Consider the following 18,564-nt stretch of genomic DNA (forward strand, 5'->3'; position numbering starts at 1 on the left):
CGTTGGAATATCAATGTTTAAGAGTAACGCTCAGAGTTCGAACCGTGACCAGGTCATCAATGACCTCAACAACCTTGGTGCGAAAGCCCAGCAGTTCTATCGCAAGCCGATATCGATGGCTGGCGGTGGACAAGATTTTAAAGGATTCGGACTGGCTTTCGTGGACACCGGAAATGCTAATGGTAGCTACAAGGCAGTATCAGCTCAGCCGTCCGGAGCTACATACGTGCCTGGCGATACCGCTTCGATTGCTGCCACTGCACAGACGATTTACATAGTCGGCTGCGGTAAGGAAAAAGGCAACGACAACGCAAACAACGTCAAAGCCTATATCACGATCACACCGGATCAGGCTGTGGCGACGGTTCTCAACTAACCAAGGCGCACGTTTTGTTTAGGGCAGTGTCCTGTAACCCGGGATTTCTGCCCTTTTATTTTTCTTCACGATGAGGAGGGCGTTGAGTGCCAGAATTTAGATTTCAGGGTATCAAAGCAGGTGGACGAGCGGTACAAGGGATTGTATCCGCAGATTCTCGTGCCCAGGCAAAGAAGATCGTCCAGGACCTGTCACAAAAAAATCAATTTCGACTCACCGATCTTAGAGCCCGTTCGACTTTTGTATACAGAGTCAGGCGCGGTGTTGAAAAGCCCGTTACTGGTGAGCAGAAAGCGTTCACAAAGCAGGAAGTCGAACAAGCTCTACAGCACCTTGATTATAAGGTGCTCTCCGTCCAGAGAAAGTTCCTTGACTTCAAGCCGAAGCCACCGGCCACCGAGGTTGTTACATTCGTCAGGGTAAGTGCAGATCTGCTGCGGGAGAAACTGCCGTTCAACGAGATTCTCCAGTTGCTGACAAATGACATTGAGAATAAAACTCTCAGAGATTCTGTCAGGGATATTAATAATGATCTGAAACAGGGTAAGGACAGTGAGCAGGCGTTTCTGAAACACGAGAAGGTTTTTGGGAAATTCACAGCACACATGCTTGGATTGGCATCGAAGAGCGGAAACATGGCGGAAATCTACGAGAGTACCGCTAAGTTTCTTGAACGCCAGGCAGATTTCAAGAAAAACTTGAAGAGCGCGCTCATAATGCCTGCCGTTACGATGTTCGTTCTCCTCATTGCTGTGATCTATTATGTGGCCTATATTTTCCCTGCCACTGCGGAGTTGTTTGCTAAACTTGGCCAGGTTCCGCCAATGACCGCGGCGACATTGAAGTTGAGCCATTTCCTCACTCAGAACTTTTGGTGGATGGGATTGGTTTTGGTCGCGGGTTCAATAATATTCGCTCGATTTGTCTCCACCGAAAAAGGAAGATTCTATCTGGACAAATACACAATAAGGATGCCTGCCATCGGCGGGCTCTTGCACAAGCAGTGCATCGAAATATTCTGTCGCGTGTTCTATGCCATGTACAGCGGCTCAGGTGAGAATATTGATGTCATTAGACTTGCTGCAGAAGCATGTGGGAACAAATATATGGAGCACCAGATCAAGTCTGTGGCGATACCGATGATGGTTACTCAGGGCAAAGGACTGACCGAATCGCTAGCAGCTGCAAATGTGTTTACCGAGACCGCGATATCTCGATTCCACAGCGGTGCTGAAACAGGAACGGTAAAGAGCACAGCATTGCAGCTGGCCAACTACTACGAGAAGGAAACGGGCTACAAGTTGAAAAGTGCAATCGACTTGATCCAGGTTTTCGTTTCGATGGTTATCATGGTTGTAATGATCGCACTGACGATCGTGTCGTCCGAATCGGCGATGATTAGTCCAAAGAACCCGGCTTTAGGATGATATGCTGACCATCGTGCAGAATCTTACGCGCGTTAACGAAGATGTGAAGAGCATGCACGTACCAGTGCCATGGAAGATGATGGTATAGAATGCCAGAAATAGATATAAGTGATAAGCTAGGCTACACGCTCCTTAAGAAGGGCATAATTGATTACGAGACTCTTGAGCTTGCGATAAAGAAAAAAGAAGCCGAAGATTCAAAGACCCGACGCACCCTCGCGCAAATCCTTGTATCTGATTTTAATGTTGAACACGACCTCGTTTTCAAAGAGGTGGCGAATCTATACGGATTTCGGGAGATCTACCTAGCGGACGAAGTAATCGACGGGGTGAGAATAGATTTCGTCAAGAAGCTTGTAGAATCCGGGGACAATCTGAAAGATGAGATTATCAATGCCAAGATGCTTCCTCTGAAGTTTGATGAGGCCAGGCCTGACAAACTCATCATAGTTGCAGCCGACCCGACTAATAAGGAGATACCCAGACTTGCAAGAAGCTTTGCCGCCAAGCGATACGAAGTTGCTTACGTAAGATTAAAGGATCTCCAGGGATTGATCGACAAGGTCTTCCCGCCTGAAAATGAGTTCCTCAAAGTCCTCTCAAGCTCGTCGCAAGAAGAGATGGGAGAGATAACCACCGGCGAGGAAGAGGGAATTGACGAGCAGCAGCTTGAAGCTGAGATCAACAAAAGCGTTCTAATCAACCTTGTGGAAGGAATGCTTGTTGAGGCGGTTCGCAAGGGAGCGAGCGATGTTCACGTGGTTCCAAAGGACGGGAGCAAAACCGAGATTCACTTCAGGATAGACGGTGATCTTAGATTATGGTACACTCAGGAGGGTGTTCTCCCGGAGGCGATTTCCGCTGTTGTAAAAGACAGATCAAAAGGCGCCGACCGATTTGAGAGGGAGGCAGCCCAGGACGCGTTCATTCAGAGAAAGGTTGACGACCACTGGATTCGCTTTCGTGTCTCAATCTTGCCGATGGTAGCCAGCGAATTCAAGCATAAATTTGAGACAATAGTCATCCGCGTCCTTGATGATCGTAAGGTTATTACCGATCTTGAAAAGCTCGGACTGCAGGGTCCGGCCCGGGAGTCTTTCTACAAGGCCATCAACAAGCCGCAGGGAATGATTATTCTGACCGGTCCAACGGGAAGCGGCAAGTCTACTACTCTTGTCGCAGCACTTTATCAGGTGATTGATCCTACTGTAAATGTACTGACGGTCGAAGACCCTGTCGAATACATAATCAATGGTGCCAGGCAGCTTCGCATCGGACCTAAGATGGGATTCGAGCAGGCGATAAGATCGATCTTGCGTCACGATCCTGACATCGTACTTGTGGGAGAGATACGCGATCGTGAAACGGCAGAAATCGCGGTGAAGCTAGCGAACACTGGTCACCTTACGTTTTCTACGCTTCACACCAATGATGCATCTAGTGCTGTAGCCCGGTTGTATAAGATGGGCATTGAGCCGTTCCTCTTAGCAAGCGCTGTGAACATCATCGTAGCTCAGCGTCTAGTGAGGACATTATGTGCGGACTGCAAGAAACCGGTCGGAAAAGACGAAATAGATCACCCGGCTTATATTCGATTTGGATTCACAGAGGAAGAACTAAAACAACACACCATCAACAAAGCCATCGGCTGCGAGAAGTGCGGCGGGACCGGCTACAAGGGCAGGGCGGCAATCCATGAAGCGCTTTACTTCACTCGCGAAATAAAACATATAATCATGTCGGCTGGTGAAGACATAAATGAAGATGACATCCGGGATCAGGCAATAAAGGACGGGATGTGGACGCTCCGGCGCGCGGGAATCAATCGAGTGCTCGAAGGGATAACCACTATGGAAGAAGTGGCCGCCACAACTACTGAAGACTAGGACGAATCATTGAAGTCAAACATTCGCTCAGTCGAACCGGATTCTGGACGTAACTCGACCACCTCGCGGTCTCGTGCGGCGAATCAATTGAGCAGAAGTAGGTAGAGGAGAGAATTGGAAGCGGTTCAAACATCAAGCATGGCAGGCGCAAGAAGTCTGCTCAAGCAGCTTGCATCACAGGTGTCGGAACTCGTGCATGGTCTCGAGAGGCATATATTTATCGGTAACATGATCTCGAATCTGCCTGATGACCAGCGTATCGAAATCAAAGGTCATCTGAACGGGTTCCTAATGAAGATGCGTGACAACAGCGCGTCTGATGTTGATCTCGGCGGATTCGGAGCACAAGGTAAAATCTGGTACAGGATTTTTGGCTCCAAGCGCCCCGACGACTCATGGGGTGCGTATTCTTCCGAAGAAGCAAGCATCCTCGTCCAAAACATATTGAGCGACAGACAGAGGCAATTTTTCTACGACAAACGCAACCTGGATTTTTCTTATTCGCTGAGTGACAACGGAAAGATATATAGGTACAGGGCCGACGCGTATCTCGATCTCGATGAAGTTGCTCTCAACATGCGCGCGATCAACGAGCAGATTCGTTCAATCCAAGATCTTGCACTTCATCCAAACGTGCTTGATGTGCTGAGCCTGGCTCACACTAAGGAAGGACTCATACTCATCACCGGTATCACCGGCTCAGGGAAGAGCTCGAGTCTTGATTCGATAATCGACATGAATAATCACACTGTGAACTCGGACATCGTGATAATCGGATCTCCAATTGAGTACGTCCATAAGTCGGATAAGTGCATTATCCGTCATCGTGAAGTGGGCCGTGACACTCTTTCTTTCAAAGAGGGAGCAATCGAGGCACTCAGGCAGGATCCTGATATCGTCATGATCTCAGAAATGCGCGACGCCGACACTATCATGACGGCTCTTGAGATAACAGATAGCGGGCATAAGGTCTTCTCGACTTTGCATACCGCATCTGCGGTTGAAAGTATAGACAGAATAGTAGCAGAAGTTCCTCCGGTCGAACAAGAACGTGTATGGCAGCGTCTGGCTGATGTCCTCCAATGTGTCATATCTCAAAAGTTAATACCAAGCCTGGATGGTAAACGCGTGCTTGCGAAGGAGATTTTGATAGGTAGCCCATCGGTTAAGGCAGCGGTGAAGAATAAGAACACGAGCGAAATTTACCAGATGATAGCTGAGGGCTCGGAACTCGGTATGGTTACTATGGAACAGGATCTTAAGCGGCTTTACGTGCAGCGGAGAATATCGAAGGAGAATGCACTCAACTACGCGAACAACAAACGCAGGATGGAACAGCTCCTGCAAATGATGTGAGTCTCAACAAAGGAGTTCAACATGTCAGCCAATAGGTCTCTAGGTCTTTATGTAGACGGAGTCGATCTCAAGGTCGCGAATGTTGTCCGTCGCGGCAACAAGATCTCGCTGGTCGATCTCTACGATGCGAAACTCGTTCAGAGACTCGAGCTGGTTGCAGCGGCCGCTGGAGGAGGTGGCGAATCCACCGCGGAAACAATCGACCTGACGCAGGCAACCGCCGCCGAGACTCCCCTTAATGAGAATAATTCGTCGATTGTTACGGAGCTGTTTAACAGGTATCGAAAGAGAAAGAATGTCGTTGCACTATCGATAGGCGAACCGTACATCTTCTACCACCCGGTCGAAGTGCCGATGAAGCAAAAACCCGAAAAGATTGTGGCAAGGATTATCGAAGAGTTGCAGGCCACGCGCGCCGGGATTACGAAGGATCAGGTGGAAATTCTTCCGACAACTTCTGAGTCGACATATATCGGCGTGGTCCGGGAACAGGATATACCCGCTCTGGATCTTATAGTGAGTGCAAAGCCTTATTTGGGTTCGAAGATGCCCAAGATAGCCTTTGTCGAGAGTAGCGACGTTGCACTCGTAAATCTCGTCAGGAATAACTACGCTCTGAAGGTTGACGAGATTACCGTGGTAGTTTATGTAGGCATCGAATATACCCGCCTGATTTTCATGCGCGGCCGTGGGCTCTTTAATATTGCGCCCATAATTAGCGAAGGAGCAGACTCATTCAGCGTTCAAAATACAATCTACAGCAGGATCTTGCTCGGACAGGATAATCTAAGCCTTCCCAGAATCGACCGCGTTATCTTGTGCGGTGAGTGCAAGAACTTTGACATCAAGGGCTTCCTGTCTTCGCTTCTTGTGGGTGCAGAGGTAGATTACCTGCAGCTCTCGAGGGTGGACGTCGCTCAGCTTCCTGCTGGCGGAGCAGATTTGATTCCACAATATGCAGTGCCCATCGCAACTGCGGTGAGAGCGGTCTCCGGTAAGGCGAAGACTTTTTATGTGGCTGACCTGACACCCCATAAGATCCTTGAAAGTCAAAAGATATTTAAGCTGGCGTGGCACGGACTTGTGCTTGCCACTTTTGTGTTTGGTTCAACATTCTACTTTACCTATAACTATGCTTCGAATCAAAGCAAGATCAAGAAGATCCAATCGGATATTGTTACGAAGCAAGCACAAGCTGCAGAGATATCCGCGTTGAGATCTCAGATCTCGACAGTGCAGGCACAGTTTGTAAAATACTCCGCAGCGACGACTCTTCTTGATTCACTCATGCCAAATACGATTCGTTGGTCCACTTTGATGGCCTCATTGTCAGAAACCGCAAGACAGGTAGGCAGCATGTGGCTGGTCGATGTTCATCAGATCAACAACGATACCTATTCCGTCGAGGGATTCTCTATCTACCGTGACCGGATACCGCGCTTTGCGCAATCCTATCCCGGTTCTATACTGAGAAAAGTCATGGTCGCGGATATCCGCGGCAAGACAGTTTATGATTTCCAAGTAGATCTAAAATTCTCTGGAAGGTGAGAGTCATAATATGACTTATGCACTGAGAAATACCGTCGTTCTCGCGGCGTTCCTGGCTGTGATCTTCGGCGTCGGATTCTATCTGACAAAAGTTGTCCAGCCCGGTGAGCAAGACAAACTTCAGAGGGAAATCTATTCCCTGGACCAGACAATAGCCCAACGGCCTGGTGTTGAAGAGGAACTGACATCTTCACAACAAAAACTCGCCGAAATGAAGGCGAAATATTCAAGGAGATTCAAAGTCATCCCGACGAATGATACTACTGCTGTGACTTATGCATACCTCAATCGGATAATGGACGCGAGCGGATTTGTGAAGTTTGACATGTTATACCAGGGAAACAAATCTCTTCATGATTATGGTTACAACGTTTACAATCTCAAAGGTGAGACTTCGTACGATAATCTTTTCAAGTTTGTATGGTATCTGGAGCATGCGAGACTGCTTTACAAGGTAGGAGAGCTGTCCTTGACAGGCCACGAAGTGAGAGAAGAGACTCAGGAGAAACCAACAACGATTGTGCCTTTCACTATGGAGTTACACGCTTTCTATGCTTCTCTTTCGGGCGTGTCATCCGAGCAGAGAGGTGAGGATCAGACTCTTTATCGTCCGGTGAGCGTTGGGTTGAATTTCCTGAAGCCGATGATCTCATCCGAACCCCCTCCGAATCTAAGAGGGCTTGTCGATGTCGAACGATCGGACCTGCGAGCAGTAATGGCGGATAAGATATTTATCGTCGATGAAAAGGGCAAAGGTCACATTCTCAGGGTTGGCGACGAAGTTTACTTGGGTTACCTGACCAGGATCGATCCGAACAAGAATCAGGCGGAATTCACGCTAAACAAGGGCGGAATAATTGACCGCGTGGCTCTAAACGTAAGATTTGGCAAATAGAAGAGGACTGTAATGAAAAAACTGGTACTGTACCTTTTTGTGCTCTTGAGCATCGGCAGTGAGGCAAGGGCGCAAATCAATGCCGAGCCTAAGGAATTGAGGCACGAGTATGTTTCGCCGCAGCAGATGGTCACTATCGTTGCCACTACACCGTTTAACCAAGCGATAAGTATTCTCGACAGCTACAGTCGCAAGTTCCTCAACAAAATCATCGTCGATCCTGATAACCGCACCACGCCAATCGGCGTTGATGTCGACCGTATGCAATGGCTGGACGCCCTGGAGGCCATTCTGAGGCAAAATGGTCTCTGGTACAAAGAGTATGAAACCTACATCCAGGTAATTTCCGGTCAGCAGCAAGTGGTCGTCAAGGGCGAAGAGAAGCAGACACTGCAGCAAGCCCTCCCCGCCGGAACTCCTACTCTTGATAGCAGGGAAGTGAACATCAGAGCGGTTTTCTTTGAGGCTAACATCACGAAACTGGACTCACGTGGGATTAATATTAATCTGCTTCTCCAGAATACAGTGAATGGAATTAATCCGCTGACCACCCAGAATATCACTATTCCAAATGCGACTATATCGTCCGGCGCGACAATCACTCAGGGCCAGCCGGCAAGCGTGGCAGGCCAACTTAATCTTAGCGGCCAGTATACTATTAGCAACTTTGGGACACTTTCAGCACTATTTGGTTTCCTCGAGACGGAGGATTTGGGGACAATCCTCGCAAGCCCCGAAGTAACTGTGAGGTCGGGCATGCCGGGTCGTATACAGGTTGGCCAGAATTTCTTCGTTACTACCAAGGATTTTGCCGGCAATACAGTCCAGCAGATGTATAACGCCGGAATAATTATTAGCGTCACGCCAACTGTCTACAGCCAGGACAGTGTGGATTTTGTCAGCCTCGATCTTGATCTGACGAACAGCTCTCTCGGTGGAAGCCAGCAAACCGGGCAGGTAATTAACACTGAAAATGCAACGACAAAGGTCCTGCTGTTAGATGGTGAACAGACGACAATTGGCGGATTGTATAGTACTACTGTTACGATTCATCGCGAAGGAATTCCTGTATTAAAAGACCTTCCGTGGTGGGTGTTCGGAATCAGGTACTTGACGGGTTCAGACCAGGTCGTGGATCAGAAGAAAGAACTCGTAATCCTCATGAAGGCGACTATAGTTCCCACTTTGAAGGAACGGTTCGAAGCGCATGCCGCGGCGGGAGCACAGCCAAACAAAACTTATCAACAGGAGCTACAACGTCTTGAACAAAGCATCAAGAACAACGATCAGTCGGCAGGAAAGTGAGAAGTTAATGTCGAAGCCGAAAGTCTTGGTTGTCGATGACGAAGAGGCTCTGAGATTTCTCCTCGCCAGCGAGCTCGAGGCAGAAGCATTCGAGGTCCAAAGCGCGGGTGACGGTGATGAAGCGATCGAATTTGTGCGCAAGAAAAACGAACAAGGAGACCGCTACGACGTTGTTCTCCTAGACATCAAGATGCCCAAGGTCGACGGATTTGAGGTTCTGAAGTACGTTAAAGTCAACGTCCCGGAGACGAAGGTCATAATGTTGACGGCTTATGCTGACGTAAAGAATGCAATCGAATCGCTCCGTCTGGGGGCGTCAGATTTTGTGAGCAAGCCGTATGACCTGGATGATATACTTACGTCGATAAATCGCGCTCTCGGAAAATAATTTGTAAAAACCTGCCCTCGGTAATTTGGGAAGGCAGGTTAGTAAATTCGAAAAAAAGATTTGAACATGAGAATTTTTATTCGGAGGTTGATATGAAAGTTCGATTCGGTACGGCGCTTCTGATAGGCATTTTGGCGATTGCTTTTGACTGGAGCTGCAAAAACAACAACATTGTCGGGACTTCAGTGCCAACCTCTGCCACTATTTCGGGGACTGTCACCAGTTCGCTCTCGTCGTCTCCCGTCACAGGAGCATCGGTGATTTTAATCTATGGCAGCGTAAGAGATACAACATATACTGGAAGTGACGGCAAGTTTCAACTCCCTCCGCTGGAAATTTCCTCCGACACCGCCGGCGTAAATGTGACTTTGATTGTGTCAGCTACTGGATTCAAATCAAGGACATACAGCAATATAAACGTGAAAGGCGATCTAAGTCTTCCAATCACGCTTGATATTGATCCTGCCTTCTATGCAATTATTCTGGGTGTGGTCAGAGACAGCAGCACTGCATATCCTTTGAGGGACGCTTCAGTCTCAATCTCATTGCCTGGTGCAGTCGATACTGCCACCACACTCCAGAATGGGGCTTTCGCAATTTATATCAACCTCGAGGGTCTTAAGTCTCTGCCTACAACCCTGACTATTACAAAAGCTGGCTTTAAGACATACAGGAGCAATCTAACCCTTGTAAGCGGGACTGACAGTATCGGGACTATTTTCCTTCCAATTGACAAAGGGTCGACAATTGCGCACATCACTGGTACTGTCACAGATAGTCGAACAGGGCAGCCGATCCCAAGTGTGAACGTTGTTCTCTCATCTTCAATAGCTGGAGACAGCACAAAGACTTTAGGGGATGGTACTTACAGATTTGATCCGAACCTTCAAGGGCAGCCCTCCGCTCCGGTGACATTAACGTTCAGGCAAACCGGGTATAATGATGCGTCCGCGAATTTTACTATAAATTCCGGAGAATCACTTACGGAAAATGTTGTCATGACATCAAACTATAACTACGCGATCATTACCGGCAGAGTTCGCGATAGCCTCAGCGGATATGTACTGGCGGGAGCAAAAGTGATCGTTGCCCTTAGCGGGAACCCTGGTTCAAATACAAAGTTCATGGCTTCCCTCAAGTCACACAGTCATTCAGTTTCGTCGATTGTTCTCGATTCGACCACGACGTTTGTGGATGGATCATTCAGTCTGGCAGTCAATCTCTTTGACTTGGATTCAATCACAGCAACTATGACTGTATCAGAACCCGGATACAAAGTGTATCAGTTTGTTCAGACGTTTGTAAAGGGAGCAAACTATCTGGGGAACATCTTGGTTTCATTAGACAATAGTCTGACGACTGCGCATATCACAGGTTATGTCACAGATATTCAAAGCAAGTTGCCTATTTCAGGTGTGTCCGTGTATGTTACGACTCCCATAAAAGTGGATAGCACAAAAACATCCTTTGGTGGGAGCTATTCTTTCGACATGAATCTGCAGGGATTGTCTTCTATCTCCGGGACTTTGCTGTTTAGTCTGAACAGCTATAATGATACGTTGATCAACTTTTCAGTAAATGCTGGCCAGACGATAAGTAATAACATCTCACTTTCCGCAAAGCCTGTCATTGTCGGAGGAGACAGCAACACTGCCAGGGGAATCGCCAGGTCAATATCGCTTCTGAACATATCAACACAGGAGATATCGATCCATGGCGTGGGGAAGAATGAGACTAGTATTCTCACATTCCAGGTGCTCGACAGTCTCGGGTTCCCGATAGACATTAACCATAAGGTCACCGTGACTTTTGTTCCCAGCGGTATTCCAGTCACACAAGGTGGTGCTTATGTTACTCCCACTTCCGCGGTTAGTGATGGCTCCGGAGATGTCTCCACCACAATAAACAGCGGAACGGCTGCAGGCACAATCCAATTGACTGCGCAAATAGCGCTTTCGAGCGGCTCGTTCGTAAAAGTTTTTCCTAATGTTGTCACAGTGGATGGCGGCTTCCCTGATCAAGCTCACTTCGAGCTGAATTCCAATCCTCCTCACTCACAGAACTTTGCTGGATATGATTGGTCTGAGGTCGCGCAAGGATTCACTGTGCAAGTTGGCGACAAGTACGGTAACCCAGTTGCACCCAAGACGGCTGTCTACTTCACCACAAGCGACGGACTCGGACATCCGATCGGCGGTATTATAACTGCTGCAGGGCAGACGGACGTTGACGGTCACGCAAACGCGACTCTCTACAGCGGCAAACCGTTACCTCAGGTTCCGGGATTAGATAGCACGTTGTTCGGAGATGGGACTGGCTACGCGTACGTAAAGTCGTTTACTCAAGGCGAGAATTCAAGCATAGTGTCTGACAGCGGACTCATTTGTTTCTCGGCGAGCACGGGTCCGATTCTGTTTAATGATTCACTATCGATAGCGCCTGTTATACTGCACAGCGGCGGCTCGGTCAACATCCCTGTACATATCTCAGATCGATTCGGCAACCCACTCGAATCGGGGAATGTAGTATCTGCTAGTGTAGATGTCACGCCTCCGCCATCCAATTCAGGAGTAACCTGGAAAGTGAGCGCGGATGGTCTGCCAGCTACACTTGGCGACTACTTGACAAGGGGATATGGATCTACCGAATTCGTGGTCGTTGTATCTGGAACTGAGAATGTTGCGATAAATCTGGCCTTCACAGTGACAGTCACCGTGACCGGCAGAAACAGTGCCAACGCGCAGGTGACCAATACTTTCAGCGGAGTGCTGGAACCTTAGTCATTTAGAAATTGACCGCCATTCATTTGAGAAATCAATGTGAGTGGCGGTTTTTTTTTGTGCCCAGGTCCCCAGGCATAAATAAAGGGGGTGCGATCCGATTGGGTCACACCCCCTTGTTGAGCGTTGGCTTGGAGGGAAACTTATTTCAAGAAAACCATTTTCTGAGTTACGCTGTTGATGCCGGCGTACAGCTTGTAAAAATACACACCTGAGTCGACGGGTTTTCCATTGTCATCTCTTCCGTCCCATTCTACACTATGTACTCCCCCACCGACCGTTGCATCGAGAAGAGTCTGAATCAACGCGCCCGCGACATCGTATACGACCAACCTCACACTTGTTCGCTCGGGAAGTTTGAACTCTATTCTTGTGGACCCGCTAAACGGATTCGGCTCATTCTGTTCGAGCACCAGCGCATTCTCTTCGCTCAAGCCATTTGAGGTCGAATGGGCTATCTCGACGATCCCGAAATTACCGAAGGATGCGTAAGAGGATGCTACTTCAAAATTCTGATTGGCTTCAGAGGGTATCCGGACAATTGTATCGTCCCCGGCTTGGATTCCCTTGCCACCCATATCGAGGAGGACGAATGTGAGCGTGTTGTCTTGGAAGTTTATGTAGTTATTTAAATTTCTGACTCGATCGGAGAGGTCCGGAGTGCGGTACGCAAACTTGTCTGCAAATCTCACCTCAAATCGAATCGCAAAAATCGGAGCGGAGTTAATCAATTTTATGTCGATACCGTCAGACGACACTAAGAAACGTAGAGACGCCTCTGCGTTTGAAACTGAAAAAGTCTCCGACATGGATTTCATAATTCTCGGACTTATCATATGGTCGGGTCTTTGAAATGTCAGTGGTTCAATCGTTGTTGCCATACGCTTTATGACCTCTCCTTAAATTCCATAGTGAAAATTAAACAATCGCTATGCCGGAAAACCTCTTTAACTACCGAGGTCGAATCAATCATAAGCATCAAAAAATGACGGTCTGAGGTTCGGTCAAGAGGATGCTGCTGTCTGATGTGGTGAAGTGGCGGCAAATATTACAAACCCGATGCAAAAATTACCGGAGGGAGGGAAAATGAATGCAAGCGATAATGTGAACAGGCGCGAAAAACTCTTGACTTTTGAGGGTGGACAGTATATATTTCAATGCTTTGAACGACCCTTGGTCGTAAGAATTCCTGAATAAGTTTGAGTTTGGAACGCCCCCTTCGTATTGCGGGGGCGATTTTTTTCGGTTCCTGAACCATGTTCGGGAGAAGTTCTTTGACAAGTCTGTGCACAGCGAGAAGTCAATTCGATTTCAAGGTTCAGCCTTGACACAAAGAGATGTCAGGCGAACTCTCAGCGAAAAGCTGATGAGCCTTTGGCTCAAAAGTTTTTTTACAACGGAGAGTTTGATCCTGGCTCAGGACGAACGCTGGCGGCGTGCCTAACACATGCAAGTCGAGGGGTTCCGATTTAGCAATAAGTCGGAATCACTGGCGCACGGGTGCGTAACGCGTAGGCAATATGCCTTCAGGATTGGGATAACCCCGAGAAATCGGGACTAATACCGAGCGATGCAGCGGCACCGCATGGTGACAGTTGTTAAAGCTCGCAAGAGCGCCTGAAGATTAGCCTGCGTCCTATCAGGTAGTTGGTGAGGTAACGGCCCACCAAGCCTACGACGGGTAGCTGGCCTGAGAGGGTGGTCAGCCACACTGGAACTGAGACACGGTCCAGACTCCTACGGGAGGCAGCAGTGAGGAATATTGCTCAATGCCCGAAAGGGTGAAGCAGCGACGCCGCGTGAGGGATGAAGGCCCTATGGGTTGTAAACCTCTGTAGGGAGGGAAGAAACTGGTGCTATGCGCCACTGACGGTACCTCCAAAGTAAGCCCCGGCCAACTACGTGCCAGCAGCCGCGGTAATACGTAGGGGGCGAGCGTTGTCCGGAATCACTGGGTGTAAAGGGTCTGCAAGCGGACCTTCAAGTCAGAGGTGAAATCCTGCAGCTCAACTGTAGAACAGCCTTTGAAACTGTGGGTCTTGAGTCCGGGAGAGGATGGCGGAATTCCTGGTGTAGCGGTGAAATGCGTAGATATCAGGAAGAACACCGGTGGTGAAGACGGCCATCTGGACCGGTACTGACGCTCATAGACGAAAGCGTGGGTAGCAAACAGGATTAGATACCCTGGTAGTCCACGCCCTAAACCATGGGTACTAGGTGTCGGGCTATTGCCCGGTGCCGTAGCCAACGCATTAAGTACCTCACCTGGGGAGTACGATCGCAAGGTTGAAACTCAAAGGAATTGACGGGGGCCCGCACAAGCAGTGGAGCATGTGGTTTAATTCGATGCAACGCGAAGAACCTTACCTGGGCTTGAAAGGCCAGTAGTAGAATCCTGAAAGGGAAACGACTCGTAAAGTCGAGAGCTGGTACAGGTGCTGCATGGCTGTCGTCAGCTCGTGCCGTGAGGTGTTAGGTTAAGTCCTGCAACGAGCGCAACCCCTGCCATTAGTTGCCATCAGGTAAAGCTGGGCACTCTAATGGGACTGCCTGCGCAAGCAGTGAGGAAGGTGGGGATGACGTCAAGTCCTCATGGCCCTTACGTCCAGGGCCACACACGTGCTACAATGGTCATTACAACGGGTTGCAAAGCCGCGAGGCGAAGCCAATCCCTGAAAAATGGCCTCAGTTCGGATTGCAGTCTGAAACTCGACTGCATGAAGCTGGAATTGCTAGTAATCGCGCATCAGCACGGCGCGGTGAATACGTTCCCGGGCCTTGTACACACCGCCCGTCACGCCATGGAAGCCGAGAGCACCCGAAGTCGCCACGCTAACCGCAAGGAAGCAGGTGCCTAAGGTGAAATCGGTGACTGGGGCGAAGTCGTAACAAGGTAGCCGTACCGGAAGGTGCGGCTGGATCACCTCCTTTCTAAGGAGCCTAAATCGATTGATATGCTCGTAGCGTCGCCGAAATCCTTCGTGGATGAAGGCGACCGTGCACAACTTGTCAAGATTTTTTTTGTTCTTTCTTTCAGTTGTAAAACACTGGGCCTGTAGCTCAGGTGGTTAGAGCGCACGCCTGATAAGCGTGAGGTCAGTGGTTCAACTCCACTCAGGCCCACTGTAGGCGTGGCCGTACATCGAGTGCGTCAGACGTGAAAGGTGTACCACGATCACCAGCTACGGGGCTGTAGCTCAGCTGGGAGAGCACCTGGTTTGCAACCAGGGGGTCGAGGGTTCGAATCCCTTCAGCTCCACGAAGTCAGCTGTAAGTTGTCAGCTGACAGCGGTCAGCACGCTGAAAGCCGAAGGCTGACGGCTGATCGCTGAATATGTTCTTTGACAATTTGGGAAGAGCAAGCGCATTGACATTTAGTAGCGAAACGGCTTCGGTCGTCTTAGCCAACGGGTCATGAGAGCTTGCTGAGTCTGGAACATTTCTGTTAGGGTCATCATTGAAAGATGATCCGTCCCTAAATAAGTAATAGAAAGTCTGGTTACTCTAGTCTCAAAAAAGGATTTTTCGGTTAAGTTGCTAAGGGCATACGGTGGATGCCTTGGCACCAGAAGTCGACGAAGGACGCGGCTACCTGCGATAAGCCTCGGGTAGGTGGATACAACCTTTAACCCGGGGATCTCCGAATGAGGCAACTCCGTCTCGGTAATGCGAGACGACTCCGCGCTGAATTCATAGGTGCGGCAGAGGAAACGAGGGGAAGTGAAATATCTCAGTACCCTTAGGAAGAGAAAGCAATAGCGATTTCCCTAGTAGCGACGAGCGAACGGGAAACAGTCTAAACCGTCCGATATGTTAAAGGCTGCAACCGTTGTATCGGCGGTGTCGTGGGGCGCTTGTAGACCGAATTGCAGTAGGTCGAAGAGTCAGAAATCACTGTGTTAGTCGAAATGCCTGGAAGTGCATGCCAAAGAAGGTGAAAGCCCTGTAAGCGAAAGCGCAGTGACTCTTTGATAAGCGTTCCCAAGTACCACGGGATGAGTGGAAGCCTGTGGGAATCCGCGAGACCCATCTCGTAAGACTAAATACTGTCTGGTGACCGATAGTGTACAAGTACCGTGAGGGAAAGGTGAAAAGAACCCCGAGAGGGGAGTGAAATAGTACCTGAAACCGTATGCTTACAAACGGTCGGAGTCCGCCGCAAGGCGGATGACGGCGTGCCTTTTGCTTAATGAGCCTACGAGTTGCTCGTCCGTCGCAAGGTTAAGGCCATAACTAGGCCGGAGCCGTAGCGAAAGCAAGTCTGAATAGGGCGATTCAGTGGCGGGCGGCAAACGCGAAACCGGGTGATCTACCTTTGGCCAGGGTGAAGTGGGGGTAAAACCTCATGGAGGCCCGAACTGATGTGGGTTGAAAACTACTCGGATGAGCTGAAGGTAGGAGTGAAAAGCTAATCGAACTCGGTAATAGCTCGTACTCCTCGAAATAGCTTTAGGGCTAGCCTTAGGTAAGAGTGTTTCGGAGGTAGAGCACTGTTTGGGCTAGGGCTGTCACAACGGTACCAAACCCATGCAAACTACGAATTCCGATAACATGTTTCCTAGGAGTCAGGCGGCGGGGGATAAGCTTCGTCGCCGAGAGGGGAATAACCCAGACCATCAGCTAAGGTCCCTAAATACAAGTTAAGTGTATCAAAGGATGTTGAGTTGCTGAGACAACCAGGATGTTGGCTTAGAAGCAGCCATTCATTCAAAGAGTGCGTAATAGCTCACTGGTCAAGCGACTCGGCGCCGAAAATTCTCGGGGCTAAAACTTGTTACCGAAGCTATGGACTTCGTCTCGATTCGTCGAGACGGATTGGTAGAGGAGCATTTTATTTGCGACCATGGTGGACATGGTGGTGCAGCAATGCATCAGAAGGCGTGGCGCGAGCCATACTGGAGCGAATGAAAGAGAAGATGTAGGCATAAGTAACGATAAGACAAGTGAAAATCTTGTCCACCGAAAGTCTAAGGTTTCCTGAGCAACGTTCATCGTCTCAGGGTTAGTCGGACCCTAAGCTGAGGCCGAAAGGCGTAAGTGATGGAAAACGGGTGAAAATTCCTGTACCTGTCTGAAATCGTCTGACCGTAAGGGGTGACGCAGGGGTGAAAGATCAACCGTCTGTTGGCTTAGACGGCCTAAGCGCGTAGGAGTGGAAGGTTGGCAAATCCGCCTTCCTGCCGCAAGGCACTCTGAAACGCGAACGGGAGGGCTTATGCCCACAAACTGGTCCTAATCTGACTGCCAAGAAAAACCTCGTACGGGAGATTTTAGGCAGACCGTACCGCAAACCGACACAGGTAGATGAGGAGAGTATCCTAAGGTGCTCGAGTGAGCCGTGGTTAAGGAACTCGGCAAATTAGTCTCGTAACTTCGGGAAAAGAGACCCCCGACTTCGCGTCGGGGCGCAGAGAAATGGCCCAAGCGACTGTTTATCAAAAACACAGCACTTTGCTAACACGTAAGTGGAAGTATAAGGTGTGACACCTGCCCGGTGCTGGAAGGTTAAGGAGAGAGGTTAGCCGCAAGGCAAAGCTTTGAACCGAAGCCCCAGTAAACGGCGGCCGTAACTATAACGGTCCTAAGGTAGCGAAATTCCTTGTCGGGTAAGTTCCGACCTGCACGAATGGTGTAACGATTTGGGCACTGTCTCAACCACGGGCTCGGTGAAATTGTGGTACCGGTGAAGACGCCGGTTCCCCGCATCGGGACGGAAAGACCCCGTGAAGCTTTACTATACCTTGGCATTGGATTCGAGCAAGGCATGTGTAGCATAGGTGGGAGGCTTTGAAGCTTCGGCGCTAGCCGGAGCTGAGCCACAATGTGAAATACCACCCCTGTTTTACTTGGACTCTAACCCGGAACCGTAATCCGGTTCGGGGACATTGCCAGGCGGGTAGTTTGACTGGGGCGGTCGCCTCATAAATGGTAACTGAGGCTCCCAAAGGTACCCTCAGCACGGTTGGTAATCGTGCGTCGAGTGTAAAGGCATAAGGGTGCCTAACTGCGAGACCAACAAGTCGAGCAGGTGCGAAAGCAGGGCTTAGTGATCCGACGATTCCGCGTGGAAGGGTCGTCGCTCAAAGGATAAAAGCTACTCCGGGGATAACAGGCTGATCTCCCCCAAGAGTTCACATCGACGGGGAGGTTTGGCACCTCGATGTCGGCTCATCGCATCCTGGGGCTGTAGGAGGTCCCAAGGGTTTGGCTGTTCGCCAATTAAAGCGGTACGTGAGCTGGGTTCAGAACGTCGTGAGACAGTTCGGTCCCTATCTGATGCGGGCGTAGGAAACTTGAGGGGAGTCGCTCTTAGTACGAGAGGACCGGAGCGAACGGACCCATAGTGTACCAGTTGTCGCGCCAGCGGCACGGCTGGGTAGCTATGTCCGGAAGGGATAAGCGCTGAAAGCATCTAAGCGCGAAACCCACCCCAAGATGAGGTTTCCCTTTCTCCGTCGCAAGACGGAGATCTCAAGACCCCTGGAAGATTACCAGGTTGATAGGCTGCAGGTGTAAGCGCAGTAATGCGTTCAGCCGAGCAGTACTAATAGGTCGTGAGGCTTAACCTAATCTTTTTCTGAGACGCCAGATGATTGACGAAAT

General features: G+C 49.5%; 10 protein-coding genes, 2 tRNA genes and 2 rRNA genes. 13 read left to right on the forward strand and 1 reads right to left on the reverse strand.

The genetic code is table 11. The features are described 5' to 3' along the window. The 9 genes from VIS48_04310 to VIS48_04350 all read left to right on the forward strand — a co-directional run. Positions 1-376: hypothetical protein (locus VIS48_04310; protein ID HEY9165366.1), on the forward strand; the 376-nt coding region annotated here is incomplete at its 5' end. Positions 377-462: 86 nt separating this feature from the next. Then, positions 463-1,803, forward strand: coding sequence for a type II secretion system F family protein (locus VIS48_04315; GenBank protein HEY9165367.1), 1,341 nt, complete (start codon positions 463-465; stop codon positions 1,801-1,803). An 89-nt stretch (positions 1,804-1,892) separates the two neighbouring features. Next, positions 1,893-3,689: an ATPase, T2SS/T4P/T4SS family gene (locus VIS48_04320; protein ID HEY9165368.1), complete on the forward strand. Its 1,797-nt coding sequence runs from the start codon at positions 1,893-1,895 to the stop codon at positions 3,687-3,689. A 114-nt stretch (positions 3,690-3,803) separates the two neighbouring features. Then, positions 3,804-5,045, forward strand: a complete 1,242-nt coding sequence (locus VIS48_04325) for a PilT/PilU family type 4a pilus ATPase (protein ID HEY9165369.1) — start codon at positions 3,804-3,806, stop codon at positions 5,043-5,045. 21 nt (positions 5,046-5,066) lie between these two features. Beyond that, positions 5,067-6,593, forward strand: coding sequence for a hypothetical protein (locus tag VIS48_04330; GenBank protein HEY9165370.1), 1,527 nt, complete (start codon positions 5,067-5,069; stop codon positions 6,591-6,593). A 10-nt stretch (positions 6,594-6,603) separates the two neighbouring features. After that, a complete protein-coding gene (locus VIS48_04335; protein ID HEY9165371.1) occupies positions 6,604-7,488 on the forward strand; it encodes a hypothetical protein in 885 nt (294 codons plus the stop codon). Between the two features lie 12 nt (positions 7,489-7,500). Beyond that, entirely contained in the window at positions 7,501-8,793 is a 1,293-nt protein-coding gene (locus VIS48_04340) for a type II and III secretion system protein (protein ID HEY9165372.1), read from the forward strand. Positions 8,794-8,800: 7 nt separating this feature from the next. Beyond that, positions 8,801-9,181, forward strand: coding sequence for a response regulator (locus VIS48_04345; protein ID HEY9165373.1), 381 nt, complete (start codon positions 8,801-8,803; stop codon positions 9,179-9,181). A 92-nt stretch (positions 9,182-9,273) separates the two neighbouring features. Then, positions 9,274-11,961 (forward strand): carboxypeptidase regulatory-like domain-containing protein, encoded by a 2,688-nt coding sequence (locus VIS48_04350; protein ID HEY9165374.1) that lies wholly within the window; start codon positions 9,274-9,276, stop codon positions 11,959-11,961. Positions 11,962-12,104: 143 nt separating this feature from the next. Here the strand turns inward: VIS48_04350 and VIS48_04355 are convergent, their stop codons facing one another. After that, positions 12,105-12,842, reverse strand: coding sequence for a FlgD immunoglobulin-like domain containing protein (locus VIS48_04355; protein HEY9165375.1), 738 nt, complete (start codon positions 12,840-12,842; stop codon positions 12,105-12,107). 512 nt (positions 12,843-13,354) lie between these two features. On the opposite strand from VIS48_04355, the gene VIS48_04360 reads away from it, so the two are divergent. The 4 genes from VIS48_04360 to VIS48_04375 all read left to right on the forward strand — a co-directional run bounded on the left by VIS48_04360 (position 13,355) and on the right by VIS48_04375 (position 18,530). Next, a 16S ribosomal RNA gene (locus tag VIS48_04360) occupies positions 13,355-14,892 on the forward strand. Between the two features lie 118 nt (positions 14,893-15,010). Then, a tRNA-Ile gene (locus VIS48_04365) sits at positions 15,011-15,084 on the forward strand. A 63-nt stretch (positions 15,085-15,147) separates the two neighbouring features. Then, positions 15,148-15,220: transfer RNA gene (locus VIS48_04370), tRNA-Ala, on the forward strand. A gap of 268 nt (positions 15,221-15,488) precedes the next feature. Further along, a 23S ribosomal RNA gene (locus tag VIS48_04375) occupies positions 15,489-18,530 on the forward strand. Together the 16S and 23S rRNA genes with 2 tRNA genes alongside form the textbook arrangement of a ribosomal RNA operon. The last annotated feature ends 34 nt before the right edge of the window (positions 18,531-18,564 follow it).

This window comes from Candidatus Kryptoniota bacterium (assembly GCA_036567965.1).
GTDB lineage: Bacteria > Bacteroidota > Ignavibacteria > Kryptoniales > JAKASW01 > JAKASW01.

Bases quoted from the DNA above. Each gene is read 5' to 3' on its own strand.
- VIS48_04320 (HEY9165368.1), top strand. From the start codon at position 1,893: ATGCCAGAAATAGATATAAGTGATAAGCTAGGCTACACGCTCCTTAAG.
- VIS48_04330 (HEY9165370.1), top strand. From the start codon at position 5,067: ATGTCAGCCAATAGGTCTCTAGGTCTTTATGTAGACGGAGTCGATCTC.
- VIS48_04335 (HEY9165371.1), top strand. From the start codon at position 6,604: ATGACTTATGCACTGAGAAATACCGTCGTTCTCGCGGCGTTCCTGGCT.
- VIS48_04340 (HEY9165372.1), top strand. From the start codon at position 7,501: ATGAAAAAACTGGTACTGTACCTTTTTGTGCTCTTGAGCATCGGCAGT.
- VIS48_04345 (HEY9165373.1), top strand. From the start codon at position 8,801: ATGTCGAAGCCGAAAGTCTTGGTTGTCGATGACGAAGAGGCTCTGAGA.
- VIS48_04350 (HEY9165374.1), top strand. From the start codon at position 9,274: ATGAAAGTTCGATTCGGTACGGCGCTTCTGATAGGCATTTTGGCGATT.
- VIS48_04355 (HEY9165375.1), bottom strand. From the start codon at position 12,842: ATGGCAACAACGATTGAACCACTGACATTTCAAAGACCCGACCATATG.